This window comes from Hydrogenophaga aromaticivorans, from assembly GCF_013387465.1.
In the GTDB taxonomy this organism is placed as follows: domain Bacteria; phylum Pseudomonadota; class Gammaproteobacteria; order Burkholderiales; family Burkholderiaceae_C; genus Hydrogenophaga; species Hydrogenophaga aromaticivorans.
Genome location: NZ_VYGV01000028.1, coordinates 130759 through 144624, shown reverse-complemented (window position 1 = coordinate 144624; position 13866 = coordinate 130759). Strand labels below are relative to the sequence as shown.

11 protein-coding genes are annotated in these 13866 nt (G+C 67.0%); all 11 read left to right on the top strand.

Going from position 1 to position 13866, the window contains the following annotated elements; all coding sequences use genetic code 11:
* Positions 1-104: 104 nt before the first annotated feature.
* The 11 genes from gdhA (at position 105) to F3K02_RS25890 (ending at position 13769) form a co-directional block, all read left to right on the top strand.
* Entirely contained in the window at positions 105-1448 is a 1344-nt protein-coding gene (gdhA, locus tag F3K02_RS25940) for an NADP-specific glutamate dehydrogenase (RefSeq protein ID WP_177139403.1), read from the top strand.
* Positions 1449-1555: 107 nt separating this feature from the next.
* The gene (locus tag F3K02_RS25935) at positions 1556-2794 is read left to right on the top strand and encodes a Bcr/CflA family efflux MFS transporter (RefSeq protein WP_343067167.1); all 1239 of its coding nucleotides are present in this window, start codon (positions 1556-1558) and stop codon (positions 2792-2794) included.
* Positions 2791-3858 (top strand): tRNA (adenosine(37)-N6)-dimethylallyltransferase MiaA, encoded by a 1068-nt coding sequence (gene miaA, locus F3K02_RS25930; protein ID WP_177139400.1) that lies wholly within the window; start codon positions 2791-2793, stop codon positions 3856-3858. The genes F3K02_RS25935 and miaA overlap by 4 nt, the downstream gene beginning before the upstream one ends.
* A gap of 61 nt (positions 3859-3919) precedes the next feature.
* Entirely contained in the window at positions 3920-4564 is a 645-nt protein-coding gene (locus F3K02_RS25925; RefSeq protein ID WP_343067166.1) for an ABC transporter ATP-binding protein, read from the top strand.
* A 435-nt stretch (positions 4565-4999) separates the two neighbouring features.
* Positions 5000-5917: a carbohydrate porin gene (locus F3K02_RS25920; protein ID WP_177139398.1), complete on the top strand. Its 918-nt coding sequence runs from the start codon at positions 5000-5002 to the stop codon at positions 5915-5917.
* A 174-nt stretch (positions 5918-6091) separates the two neighbouring features.
* Positions 6092-7177: a LacI family DNA-binding transcriptional regulator gene (locus F3K02_RS25915; protein ID WP_246309823.1), complete on the top strand. Its 1086-nt coding sequence runs from the start codon at positions 6092-6094 to the stop codon at positions 7175-7177.
* A 540-nt stretch (positions 7178-7717) separates the two neighbouring features.
* Positions 7718-8998 carry an ABC transporter substrate-binding protein gene (locus F3K02_RS25910; protein WP_177139397.1) on the top strand — a complete coding sequence of 427 codons (1281 nt, stop codon included), beginning with the start codon at positions 7718-7720 and terminating at the stop codon, positions 8996-8998.
* Positions 8999-9069: 71 nt separating this feature from the next.
* The gene (locus tag F3K02_RS25905; protein WP_177139396.1) at positions 9070-9978 is read left to right on the top strand and encodes a carbohydrate ABC transporter permease; all 909 of its coding nucleotides are present in this window, start codon (positions 9070-9072) and stop codon (positions 9976-9978) included.
* A gap of 85 nt (positions 9979-10063) precedes the next feature.
* Positions 10064-10900: a carbohydrate ABC transporter permease gene (locus tag F3K02_RS25900; protein WP_177139395.1), complete on the top strand. Its 837-nt coding sequence runs from the start codon at positions 10064-10066 to the stop codon at positions 10898-10900.
* Between the two features lie 33 nt (positions 10901-10933).
* Positions 10934-12571: an alpha-glucosidase family protein gene (locus F3K02_RS25895; RefSeq protein ID WP_177139393.1), complete on the top strand. Its 1638-nt coding sequence runs from the start codon at positions 10934-10936 to the stop codon at positions 12569-12571.
* 58 nt (positions 12572-12629) lie between these two features.
* Positions 12630-13769: an ABC transporter ATP-binding protein gene (locus F3K02_RS25890; protein ID WP_177139391.1), complete on the top strand. Its 1140-nt coding sequence runs from the start codon at positions 12630-12632 to the stop codon at positions 13767-13769.
* Positions 13770-13866 lie beyond the last annotated feature (97 nt).

Below are 13866 nucleotides of genomic sequence, written 5' to 3'. Positions count from 1 at the left end.
CGGCACGCACCAATACAGCGCTCAATGCACCCCATCAATGCCATATCACTGGGCGAAATACCGGTTTCGCATAATCCAATGCACATTTTTGGAGCATTTAACGCATGAAGTACGCCTCGGTCCACGACTTTTTGTCCCACGTCGCCCTGCGCAATCCCGGCCAGCCCGAGTTCCTGCAGGCCGTCACGGAAGTGATGGAAAGCCTCTGGCCCTTCATCGCCGCCCACCCGAAGTACGCTGAACAAGGCCTGCTCGACCGCCTGGTTGAACCGGAACGCATCGTGATCTTCCGCGTGTCCTGGGTGGACGATCACGGCAGCGTGCAGGTCAACAAGGGCTACCGCATCCAGCACAGCATGGCCATCGGCCCCTACAAGGGCGGCCTGCGCTTCCACCCCTCGGTCAACCTGTCGGTGTTGAAGTTCCTGGCCTTCGAGCAGACCTTCAAGAACGCGCTGACCACGCTGCCCATGGGCGGCGGCAAAGGCGGCTCGGACTTCGACCCCAAAGGCAAAAGCCCGGCCGAAGTGATGCGTTTCTGCCAGGCCTTCGCCAGCGAGCTGTTCCGCCACGTGGGCGCCGACACCGACGTGCCGGCCGGCGACATCGGCGTGGGCGGTCGTGAGGTCGGCTTCATCGCCGGCATGGTCAAGAAGCTGAGCAACCGGGCCGACTGCGTCTTCACCGGCAAGGGACTCGCTTTCGGCGGCTCGCTGGTCCGCCCGGAAGCCACCGGCTACGGCACGGTGTACTTCGCGCAGGAAATGCTCAAGACCCAGGGCAAGTCGTTTGACGGCCTGCGCGTGAGCGTCTCCGGCTCGGGCAACGTGGCCCAGTACGCGGTCCAGAAAGCCCTGGAGCTCGGTGCCCGGGTGATCACCGTGTCCGACTCCAGCGGCACCATCGTGGATGAAGCCGGCTTCACCACCGAGAAGCTCGCCGTCCTGATGGACGTGAAAAACCACCACTACGGCCGCGTGAGCGACTACGCCGAACGCACCGGCGTGAAGTTCGAAGCCGGAGTGCGGCCCTGGCATGTGCCGGTGGACGTGGCCCTGCCCTGCGCGACCCAGAACGAGCTGGACGGGAACGATGCCCGCACGCTCATCGGCAACGGCGTGCTCTGCGTGGCCGAAGGCGCCAACATGCCCTCGACCATCGAGGCCGCCAAGGCCTTCGAGGCGGCCGGTGTGCTGTACGCCCCGGGCAAGGCGAGCAACGCCGGCGGCGTGGCCACCTCCGGTCTGGAGATGAGCCAGAACGCGCTGCGCCTGTCCTGGCCACGCGAGGAGGTGGACGGTCGCCTGCTGCAGATCATGCAGGGCATTCACGCCGCCTGCCTGGCCCACGGCAAGCGCGCCGACGGCAGCGTGAGCTACATCGACGGCGCCAACATCGCCGGCTTCGTGAAGGTGGCCGACGCCATGCTGGCACAGGGCGTCATTTAGCGCGTCCCGCGGCGGGTGAAACGCCGGCCCGCCCGGGCCCCTGGCGACCGCGCTCGGCCACCATCGCTTCTGCTACTCTCGACTGGATGTCCGCCAAGCCCTCTTCCATGTCGCCCGGCCTGATCGTGCTGGTGCTCTCGCTGCTGCTGGGTCTGCAACCCGTCACCACCGACCTTTACCTGCCCGCCCTGCCCGCCATGACCCAGGGCTTTGGCGCGGCGATGTCGCAGGCCCAGCTCACGCTGACCGCGCTGCTGCTGGCTTTCGGCCTGTCGCAGATGGTGTGGGGGCCGCTGTCGGACCGCTTCGGCCGCCGGCCGGTGCTGCTGGTGGGCATGCTGCTCTACGTGGTGGCCTCGGTGGGCAGCACGTTTTCCGCTTCGATGGACCAGCTCATCGTCTGGCGCGCGCTGCAGGGCGTGGCCATGGGCGCGGGCGTGATGTGCGCGCGCGCCATCGTGCGCGATCTCTACGCCCCGGTGGACGGGGCCCGCATCATGTCCAAGGGCCTCACCGGTCTGGGCGTGATCGCCTGCGCGAGCGCGCCGCTGGGTGGCCTGCTGGCGCAATACCTGGGCTGGCGCGTGGCGCTGATGGCGCTGGCCGTGTTCGGCGCCGGCACGTTGCTGGTGGTGGCGCTGCGGTTCGAGGAAACCCTGGCGCAGAAGAACCCGCGCGCGCTGGAGCCGATCACGCTGCTGCGCACCTGGTGGACCATCCTGCAGAACCCCACCTTCTGGGCTTTCACGCTGCTGGCCACCACGTCCTACGGCGGCCTGTTCACCTTCCTCGCCGCGTCTTCGTTCGTCTTCATCCAGGTCCTGGGGCTGTCGCAGCCGGCCTACGGTCTGGCCATGTTCACCATGTCGCTGAGCTACATCCTCGGCACCTTCATCTGCCGCCGTCTGCTGCCGCGCTTCGGCGTGCGCAAGACGGTGGCGCTGGCGGGCGCCTGCACCCTCACCGCCGGCACCAGCATGGGCCTGCTCGCGCTGGCGGGCGTGCAGCACGCGGCCGCCATCATGGTGCCGTTCTACGGCTTCATGCTGGCCCACGGCGTGCACCAGCCCTGCGGCCAGAGCGGCGCCGTCGGGCCGTTCCCGCAGGCCGCGGGCGCGGCTTCGGCGCTGAGCGGTTTCATGATGATGATCGCGGCCTTCTTTATGGGCGGCTGGCTGGGCAAAAGCCTGGCGGCCATCGCCCAGGGCCAGGGCAGCGTGCTGCCGCTGACCAACGGCGTCTGGTTCTGGAGCGTGCTGATCGCGGCCACAGCCTGGACGCTGGTCCAGCAATACGGCGAAGTGAAAGCGCCACCTCAGCAAATGACCCGTGAATCCACCACATGACGACGAGTGAAGTGCCTGAGCCAGAAGCATCGCGGGACCGGCATTGCCGGGCCGCTGATGCTGCCCCCTTGAGGGGGTCGCGCGAAGCGCGGCGGGGGTGCATCGCCATTGCCGGGCCCACAGCCAGCGGCAAGAGCGCGGCTTCGCTGGCCATCGCACAGCGCTGGCCCGTGGAGATCATCAGCGTCGATTCGGCCCTGGTCTACCGCGGCATGGACATCGGCACCGCCAAGCCCACACCCGACGAGCGGGCCCAGGTGCCGCACCACCTGATCGACACCACCGACCCCCTGCAGGCCTACAGCGCGGCCGGCTTCGTGGCCGACGCCACGCGGCTGATCGGCGAGATCCAGGCGCGCGGGCGCACGCCGCTGCTGGTGGGCGGCACCATGCTGTATTTCAAGGCGCTGATGCAGGGCCTCAACCAGATGCCGCGCGCCGATGCCGCCGTGCGCCAAGCCATCGAGGCACGCGCCGCCCAGCTCGGCTGGCCCGCGCTGCACGCCGAACTCGCGAGCGTGGACCCGGTGACGGCGGCGCGCCTGTTCCCCAACGACTCGCAGCGCATCCAGCGCGCGCTCGAAGTGTTCGAGGTCTCGGGCCAGCCGATCTCGGCCTTCCAGACCGGGCCGGACGAAACCACGCCCACCAGCCCGATCGCACCCGGCGCCCTGCTCTCGCTCGAACCCCAGGACCGCGCCTGGCTGCACGCGCGCATCGCCCAGCGTTTCGACGCCATGCTGGCGGCGGGCTTCCTGGACGAGGTGCGTGCGCTGCGCGCGCGCGGCGACCTGCACCCCGACCTGCCGTCCATGCGCTGCGTCGGCTACCGCCAGGCCTGGGAGGCGCTGGACGCCCACGGTGAAACGCTGAGCGCGCCCCAGCTCGCCGAGCTGCGCGACCGCGGCATCTTCGCCACGCGCCAGCTGGCCAAGCGCCAGATCACCTGGCTGCGCTCCATGCCGGAACGGAGGGTCGTGGCCTGCGACGCGCCCGATGCGCAGGAACAGGTGCTGCAATGGGCCAGCCGCTGGCTGGACGCGCCAGCCGGGGAAGCAGCATGAGCGCCGCCCGGCCGCTCCGAAGGCGCTCAGCCCCGCAGTGCGCAGCACGGAGGGCCGTCCAGTGAGCCTCGTCATCCACAACCTGAGCAAACGCTATGGCGACACGCCCGTGTTCAGCCAGGTGAGCCTGCGCGTCGAGCCGGGCGAGTTCATCGCCATCGTCGGCGAATCCGGCGTGGGCAAATCCAGCCTGCTCAACTGCATGGCCGCGCTGGACGACTGGAGCGAGGGCACGATCACGCACGACGGCGTGGACCTGGGGCAGCTGGGCGAGGTGCAGCGAGCCCACTGGCGGCGCGAAAAGCTCGGTTTCGTTTTCCAGGCGTTTCACGTACTGCCGCACCTGGACGTGGCGCAGAACGTGGGGCTGCCGCTGCTGCTGCTGAAGCGCCCGGATCCGGCGCGCGTGGCGCAGATGCTCGAAGCGGTGGGCCTGGGCGGACTCGGCGAGCGCCTGCCGGCCCAGCTCTCCGGCGGGCAGCTGCAGCGCGTGGCGATCGCCCGCGCCCTGGTGCACCGCCCCAGCCTGCTGCTCGCCGATGAACCCACCGGCAACCTCGACCCTTCCACCGCAGCGCAGGTGATGGGCGTGCTGCAGCAGCAGGCGGCCGACAGCGGCGCGGCGCTGGTGCTGGTGACGCACTCCGAGGCGGCCGCTGCGCGGGCGCAGCGCGTGCTGCAACTCACCGCGACAGGCTGCCACTGAGGCCGACCCGGTCGCATTGACCACGTCGCGCTCAGCGACCTCACAGGCTCCCGTCCCCGCTGTCACCAGCCACCGACCCGCACGGGCACGGCGCGGCTGCCCTCGCGCTGCACGCCCCATCGGCCGGGGTTCTCCAGCGCCATGTCCCCTTCCGCGCCCCCCTCTTCACCCTATTACATCAATTGCATTGATGTACCTTTATTGCATTGCAATCCATTGCACCACTGGGGTTTACCTTGCTGTTGTGAGCACGCTTCAAATCGAGTTACGTACCTGGAACAAGCACATTTCAAGGGTTAACACCAAATTGCAAACGTTTGCACCGATGCTCGAATAACGCCACTTTCCAGTTGGGTTTTGTTCTGTTGATATGAAACTCAGATACCGGAAAGGTGTTTGTCTGTTCACCCCATTCCTACATCCGGAGCCAAGTCCATGCACAACGTTTTCAAACTGGCCGCTGTTGCCGCCCTCTGTTCCACCGCCATTGCCGCCCACGCCGAACTGACGCTGGACGCCAACCTGGAACTCGACACCACCTACACCAACGCCGTCGATGCTCCGGCCAGCAACGCCCGTGAAAGCGACCTGGGCATGGGTGGCCGCGTGGAGTTCAACGTCGGCGCCAAGGCCACCAACGGTGACGCCTTCGTGGCCGCCCGTGCCTCGCTGCTGTTGAAGAAAGACGGCGACACCGGCATGGACGACATGTGGGTGCAGTTCGGCAACGCGGGCATGGACCTCAAGCTCGGCCGCTTTGAAGCCTACGACCTGTTCCCCGTGGGCAAGGACACCGTGGTCGAATACGCCGGCTACACCCCCTACCAGGCCAACATGCTGCGCGGCCGCAAGGGCCGCGACGTCGCCCACGGCGCCCTGGGCGTGAACGCTGCGCCCGGCCTGCGCTTTGAACTGGGCCTGGTCTACAGCAAGGACGAGGGCGAAGCCCGCGGCATCCGGCCGGCCGTGGGCTACACCACCGGCCCGCTGACCCTGCGCGCCGGCGTGGAGTCGGTCAAGGTCGTGGGCAGTGACGCCAGCACGGAAAACGGCATCGGCCTCTCGGTCGGCTACGCCCTGAGCAAAGACAGCAACATCAATGTCAACTTCGCCAAGAAGGAAGACGACAAAACCATCGGCATCAACGCCATCATCGGCGCCGCCGGCATCGGCCTGATCCACGGCAAGGGCGCCACCTCGGCCGACAAGGTCACCACCGTCTACGCCGCCTACAGCCTGCCGCTGTTCGGCGTGAAGGGCGCCACCATCACCCCCGCCCTAAGCTACTCCAAGGGTGGCACCGGCACCGACGACCAGGTGGCCGTCCGCGCCCGCATCAACTACGCGTTCTGATCGGGGGGCTCCCCGTTCTTTTCCGGTGGGCCGGGCCCGGCATGGCGCCGGGTCGCCTACCGCCACCGTTCTCTCAGGCAATCAGTTCGTCCGGGCGCCGCAAGGCCTCCGGGCTTTTTTGCGCCCGGTGGTCCGGCGGGCCGGCGCTGGCGAACGCAATGGAATAATCGGTCCATGCCCACCCCGCCCCGCGCCAAGCCGCCCGCCAGCCCGCTGCCCACCGTTGCCTCCACCCCGGCGACACCCGGCGCCGACAAGGGACGCCGACGCATGCAGATGACCGACATCGCCCGCATGGCCGGCGTCTCCGCCTCCACCGTCTCGCGTGCGCTCAGCGGCAGCCCGCTGATTCCGGAAGCCACGCGCACCCGCATCACCGAACTCGCCCGCTCTCTTAACTACCGCGTCAACGCCGGGGCCGCCAGCCTGCGCAAGGGCGATGTGCAGACCATCGGGGTCGTGCTCCTGAGTGACAGCGCGCAGATGATCTCGGACCCCTTCCTGCTGGGCATCCTGGGTTCGCTCACCGACGCGGTGAACGAACAGGGCATGAACCTGCTGCTCTCGCGCCTGCACGAGGACAGCAAGGACCGCATGCGCTCCATGGTCGAGTCGGGCCAGGTGACCGGCCTGATCGTGATCGGCCAGCTGACCCTGCACGAACACCTCAACGAGCTGGCGCATCTCGGCATTCCCATGGCGGTCTGGGGGGCGGCCCTGCCCGACGCGTCCTACCCGGTGGTCGGCAGCGACAACCGGCTGGGCGGTTACCTCGCCACCCGCCACCTGATCGAACAGGGTTGCCGGCGCATCGCCTTCTTTGGCGACACCACCCACCCCGAAGCCGGCCAGCGCTTCCAGGGCCACGCCCAGGCGATGGAAGAAGCCGGTATCGAACTCGACCCGCGCCTTCGGCAGCACTTCCTGTTTGGTGACGCGCGCCTCCGCGAGTCCATCGATGGCTGGCTCAACCAGCAGCTGGATTTCGACGCCATCTTTGCCTGCAGCGACGTCACGGCCATCTCCCTCATGGGCGCGCTGCGCGAGCGCAACATCGCCGTGCCTGCGCAGGTGCGCGTGGTCGGCTACGACGACATCCTGCTCGCCTCCCACGTCCACCCGCCCTTGACCACCGTCCGCCAGCCCATCGCGCAGGCGGGCCGCGCGCTGGTCGACCTCATGTTCGAGTCCGTCGCCGGCGCCGCGCGCCGCAACATCGTCCTGCCGACCGAACTGATCGTGCGCGAGAGCAGCCTCTAGGGCCTGTTCACACTATTTTTCCAATTGCGAATGGGCTGAAAACAGCGCCAATCTAGGCGCGGGACGACGGCCAGACTGAGTGTCTTGCCCAGGAGTGCAACAACGAGTGGCGCTGTTTTCAGCCCATTCCCTTCGGGTTGCGGCCAAAAAGGCCATGCGCGGCGTTGCGAAGCCTTGCCGGGGGGCGACCCCGGCTGCGTTTCGCGCCTTGCGCAGGGCCTTTTTGATCCGCAACGCATCTTGGAAAAATAGTGTGAACAGGCCCTAAGCCTGTTTTCATCCCGCTGACACGCGGGATCGACCGACCGACACAGCCATCCTCGCCGTCCCCGGCGCCGACGGCGCCTCTGCGCGCGCCGTTCGCCCCACTGAAGACACGCTCTGTTACCGGGTTACGTACCCCACACGACGCGCTGGACTAGGGAAATCCCCATCATGCAATCGATTGCATCGATGATCCAATGACCCCACTGCCCATGAAAACATGTGAACGGCACAGCGGCAGTTCCACCGAGACACAACCATCTACGAGGCAAGCCCATGAAACTATCTTCCCGCTCCCTGACCGCCACGGCCGCTGCCCTGGCCCTGACCGCCCCGCTGTGGGTCACGGGCGCCAACGCCGCCACCGTCACCATCTCCTGCGGTTCGGTCGGCCAGGACTATGAGAACTGCAAGAAGATGACGGCCGACTGGGCCAGGAAGACCGGGCACGAGGTCAAGCTCTTCACCATCCCGAACTCCACCACCGACATCCTGGCCCTGTTCCGCCAGCTGTTCGCCGCCAAGTCGCCGGACCTGGATGTGGTCAACGTGGACGTGGTGTGGCCCGGCGTGATCAAGGACCACCTGCTGGACCTCAAGCCCTACAGCAAGGGCGTGGAGAAAGAGCACTTCCCGGCCATCGTGGCCAACAACACCGTGGACGGCAAGCTGCTGGCCATGCCCTGGTTCACCGACGCCGGCCTGCTGTTCTACCGCAAGGACCTGGTCGAGAAGTACGGCGCCAAGCCCCCGACCACCTGGGAAGAGCTGGCCGCCACGGCCAAGAAGATCCAGGACGGCGAGCGCGCCGCCGGCAACAAGGACTTCCACGGTTTCGTGTTCCAGGCCAAGGCCTATGAAGGCCTGACCTGCGACGCCGTGGAATGGGTGCACAGCCATGGCGGCGGCAACATCGTCAACGACAAGGGCGAGATCACCATCAACAACCCCAAGGCCGTGCAGGCGCTGAAGACCGCGGCCTCCTGGATCGGCACCATCGCCCCGCAAGGCGTGCTGAACTACGCCGAAGAGGAAGCCCGCGGCGTGTTCCAGAACGGAAACGCCGCCTTCATGCGCAACTGGCCCTACGCCTGGTCGCTGGGCAACGCCAAGGACTCCAAGATCTCCGGCAAGATCGGCGTGTCGGCCCTGCCCAAGGGCGGCGCGAGCGGCCAGAACGCCGCCACGCTGGGGGGCTGGCAACTCGCGGTTTCCAAGTACTCCAGGAACCCGGCGATCGCCGCCGACCTGGTGATGTTCATGACCAGCGCCGAGTCGCAGAAGTACCGCGCCATCAACGGCTCGTACAACCCGACCATCGCCGCGCTCTACAAGGACAAGGACGTGCTGGCCGCCAACCCCTTCTTCGGCAGCCTGTACGAGGTGTTCACCAGCGCTGTGCCGCGCCCGGCCACCGCCACCGGCGCCAAGTACCCCGAGGTCAGCTCAGCGTTCTGGAACGCCACGCACGACGTGCTCTCGGGCCAGGCCACGGCCGAAGACAGTCTGAAGAAGCTCGAAGGCAAGCTCAAGCAGGTCCAGCGCGGCAAGTGGTGAGGACATGCCCCCACGCGCCGCCTCCGGGCGGCGTGGGGGGACCTGAAGCGCAACCCGAGGGACCCCAACCCATGAACAGCAAGACGCGCACCGCCTGGACCTTTCTGGCTCCCATGCTGCTGGTGCTCATCCTCGTGGCCGTGTGGCCGCTGGGCCGCACCATCTGGTTCAGCTTCACCGACGCCAACATCAACGACCTGTCGGCCACGAAGTTCGTCGGTTTCGAGAACTACTTCGGCGAATACGGCCTCTTCGCCAACCCCAACTACACCGACGGCTTCTTCGCCAGCGACTGGGGCCTGTCCATCCTCAACACGCTGAAGTTCAGCGTCGTCTCCGTCACGCTGGAAACCCTGATGGGCCTGGGCGTGGCCATGCTGCTGAATCAGGACTTCAAGGGCCGCACCTTCGTGCGCACCGCGGTGCTGGTGCCCTGGGCCATCCCCACCATCGTGTCGGCCAAGATGTGGGGCTGGATGCTGCACGACCAGTTCGGCATCATCAACCAGTGGCTGGTCGACTTCGGCCTGATCGCCGACAAGATCGCCTGGACCGCCCAGCCCGAGTACGCGCTCTGGACCGTGGTCGCGGTGGACGTGTGGAAGACCACGCCCTTCATGGCCCTGCTGATCCTGGCCGCGCTGCAGACCCTGCCCAAGGACTGCTACGAGGCCGCCGAGGTGGACGGCGTGCACCCGCTGCGCGTGTTCTGGAAAGTGACGCTGCCGCTCATCCGCCCCGCGCTGATGGTGGCCGTGATCTTCCGACTGCTCGATGCGCTGCGCGTGTTCGACCTGATCTACGTGCTGACCTCGAACAACAACAGCACGATCTCCATGTCCGGCTTCGTGCGGCGAGAAATGGTCGACAACGGCTACATGGGCTACGGCTCGGCCGCCTCGACCGCGCTGTTCCTGATCATCGGTTTGTGCACGGTTCTGGCCATCAAGTTGAGCCGCATGAAACTGGGGGAAGACTGATGCCCCCACGCTCTTCACTTCGTGTAATCGCTGCCCCCCAAGGGGGCGCTGGTCGCCCTTGGGGCGGCCCTGCGGGAGACCCGTCATGAAATCCGCCTGGTACTGGCGCGTCGCGCTTTATCTTGCCGCCACGGTGGTGGTGGCCATCTCGGTGTTCCCCTTCATCTACGCGGTGTCCACCTCGTTCAAGTCGGGCTCGGCCCTGTTCGAGCCGGTGCTCTGGCCGTCGAGCGTGACGCTGGCGAACTACGTCTCGCTGTTCTCGCTGGCCGAACAGCCCTTTGGCCGCCACATCCTGAACTCGATCATGGTGTCGGTGCTGGTGGTGGCGATCTCGCTCTTCATCGGCGTGACCGCGTCCTACGCGCTGGGCCGCATCAGCTTCAAGGGCCGCGGTCTGCTGCTGACCGCCGTGCTGGCTGTGTCCATGTTCCCGCAGGTCGCGGTGCTGGCCGGCATGTTCGAGCTGATCCGCTTTCTGGGCCTCTACAACAAGGCGCTGGGCCTGGTGCTGCCCTACATGATCTTCACCCTGCCCTTCACCGTGTGGGTGCTCACCACCTTCATGAAGCAGTTGCCCAAGGAGCTGGAAGAGGCCGCGATCATGGACGGCTGCGGTCCCTGGCGCATCATCAAGGACGTGTTCATGCCGCTGCTGTGGCCCGCGCTGGTGTCCACCGGCCTGCTGGCCTTCATCGCCGCCTGGAACGAGTTCCTGTTCGCGCTGACCTTCGTGCTCGACAACAACGAACGCACCGTGCCGGTGTCGATCGCGCTGATCTCCGGCGCCAGCAAATACGACATCCCCTGGGGCAACATCATGGCCGCCTCGGTGCTGGTGACCATCCCCCTGCTGGGCCTCGTGCTCGCCTTCCAGAAAAAGATCGTTTCGGGCCTGACGGCTGGAGCCGTCAAGGGCTGACCTTTCTTTCCCTTTCTCTTCCCTCACCTTCCCATGACACAGAAAGCATCCAACAACGGCTGGTGGCGCGGCGGCGTGATCTACCAGATCTACCCACGCTCCTTTCAGGACAGCAACGGCGACGGCATCGGTGACCTGCCGGGCATCACGCAGCGCCTTGACCACATCGCGGCGCTCGGTGCCGACGCCATCTGGCTCTCGCCCTTCTTCAAGAGCCCGATGAAAGACTTTGGCTACGACGTCAGCGACTACAACGACGTCGATCCCATGTTCGGCACGCTCGACGACTTCAAGGCGCTGGTGCAGCGCGCCCACGCGCTGGGTCTGAAGGTCATGATCGACCAGGTGCTCTCGCACTGCTCCGACCAGCACCCCTGGTTCACCGAGAGCCGCGCCAGCCGCAACAACCCCAAGGCCGACTGGTTCGTCTGGGCCGATGCGCGGCACGACGGCACCCCGCCCAACAACTGGTTGTCGGTCTTTGGCGGCAGCGCCTGGCAATGGGACACGCGCCGGCGCCAGTACTACCTGCACAACTTCCTCAGCAGCCAGCCCGATCTGAATTTCCACAACCCCGCCGTGCAGGATGCGCTGCTGGACGCCGTGAAGTTCTGGCTGGAGCTGGGTGTGGACGGCTACCGCCTGGACGCCATCAACTTCTGCTTTCACGACGCGGCCCTGCGCGACAACCCGGGGCGTGGCGCGCCACTGATCGAGGACCCCACCGCCCCGTCGTCCAACCCCTACTCGTGGCAGCACCACCGGTACGACAAGAGCCAGCCCGAAGCGCTCGGCTTCCTGCGCCGCCTGCGCAGCCTGGTCGATCGATACGACGACACCACCATGGTCGGCGAAATCGGCGACGAGGCCGGCCTGACCATGGTGGCCGACTACACCGGTGGCAGCGACAAGCTGCACATGGCGTATTGCTTCACCCTGCTCGGTGGCGCCCACGACGCGCCCTTCCTCCACGCCACGATTCAGCAGTTCCAGCAGGTGGCGGGCGACGGCTGGCCTTGCTGGGCGCTGTCCAACCACGACGTCGCGCGGGTGGCCACGCGCTGGGGCGGCGAGCACCCCGACCCGCGCCTGCTGCGCCTGGCCGCGGCCTTCCAGCTGAGCCTGCGCGGCACCGTCTGCCTCTACCAGGGCGAAGAGCTGGGCCTGCCCGAAGCCACCATCGCCTTTGAAGACCTGCAGGACCCCTATGGCATCAGCATGTGGCCCGAATTCAAGGGCCGCGACGGCTGCAGAACCCCGATGCCCTGGGCTGCCGACGCGCCCCAGGCCGGCTTCTCCACCGGTGAGCGCAGCTGGCTGCCCGTGCCACCGGAGCACCGGCCCCTCGCCGTGGACCGCCAGCAGGCCGACGCCGGTTCGCTGCTCAGCGACTTCAAGCAGTTGCTCCACTGGCGCCGCGAGCAGCCCGCGCTGTTGCATGGCGAGCTGCACCTGCGGCCCGTGGATGCGCAGGTGCTGGCGTTCGAGCGCCACCACAGCGCGCAGCGCGTGCTCTGCGCCTTCAACTTCAGCGACACGCCGGCCACGCTGGCGCTGCCCGAGGGCTGGTCGCAGGCCCGCGCGCTCGACGGCAGCGGCCTGAGCGGCGCGCACGTCGAAGGCGACACCCTCGTTTTCGAACCCTGGGGCGGCCTGTTCCTTCAGGCCTAAGAGGTCAAAAGCCCTTCGCTCATGCCCGCTCACCGCCACAAAGTTGGAGACCCGCACCATGTCCCGCATCGACTTCAATAACGTCTGCAAGCGCTATGCGCCCAACGCACCGCTCACGATCAACAACGCCAACCTCACCATCGAGAACGGCGAGTTCTGCGTCTTCGTCGGTCCCTCGGGTTGCGGCAAGTCCACGCTGCTGCGCATGGTGGCCGGCCTGGAAGACATCAGCTCGGGCGACGTCTCCATCGGCGGCGAACGCGTCAACGACCTGCCGCCCGCGCGCCGCGGCGTGGCCATGGTCTTCCAGAGCTACGCGCTGTATCCGCACATGACCGTGCGCGAGAACATGGGATTCGGCCTCAAGGTCTTCGGCTCCAACGCCGCGGAGATCGACAAGAAGGTGCGCGCGGCGGCCGACATCCTGCAGCTCACCCCGCTGCTCGACCGCCTGCCCAAGGCGCTCTCGGGTGGCCAGCGCCAGCGCGTGGCCATCGGCCGCGCCATCGTGAAAGAGCCGCGCGTGTTCCTCTTCGACGAGCCGCTCTCCAACCTGGACGCTGCGCTGCGCGTGCAGACCCGGCTCGAGATCGCCAAACTGCACCACGACATCGGCACCGCCAGCATGATCTACGTGACGCACGACCAGGTCGAGGCCATGACCCTGGCCGACAAGATCGTGCTGCTGCGCGCGGGTGAAGATGTGCAGAAGAAGGGTTCCATCGCCCAGATCGGCACGCCCATGGACCTCTACCACCGGCCCAACAGCCTGTTCGTGGCCGAGTTCATCGGCTCGCCCAAGATGAACATCCTGCCCGCCACCTTCGAGTCGGCCAGCCACGGCTCGGCGCAGATCCGCGTGGCGGGCCACCGCTTCGACGTGGCGGTCAACGCCGATCAACTCAAGGCCGGCCAGGCCGCGACCATGGGCCTGCGCCCCGAGCACATGCGCCTGGCCGATTCGGATCACAGCCCCAACAGCCTGCCGGCCCGGGTGGTCCACATCGAGAAGCTCGGTGAAGCCTCGCTGCTGTACCTGGAGATCACCCCGGACACGCCGACCATCACGCTCAAGCTCGAAGGCACCACCGGCATCCGGACCGGCGAGAACATCCGCCTGCAGGTGGATGCGGCCGACCTGCACCTGTTCGACGACCAGGGCGAAGCGCTGACGCGCACCGTGTCGCTTCCGGTCTGAAGGCAGCACCCGCATCGCGGCGGGCCGCATTCTGGGCGACACTGGCGTGTGTGACCGGGGCAACACCGCCTCGGCAAAATCAGAGCTTTTGTCCCAC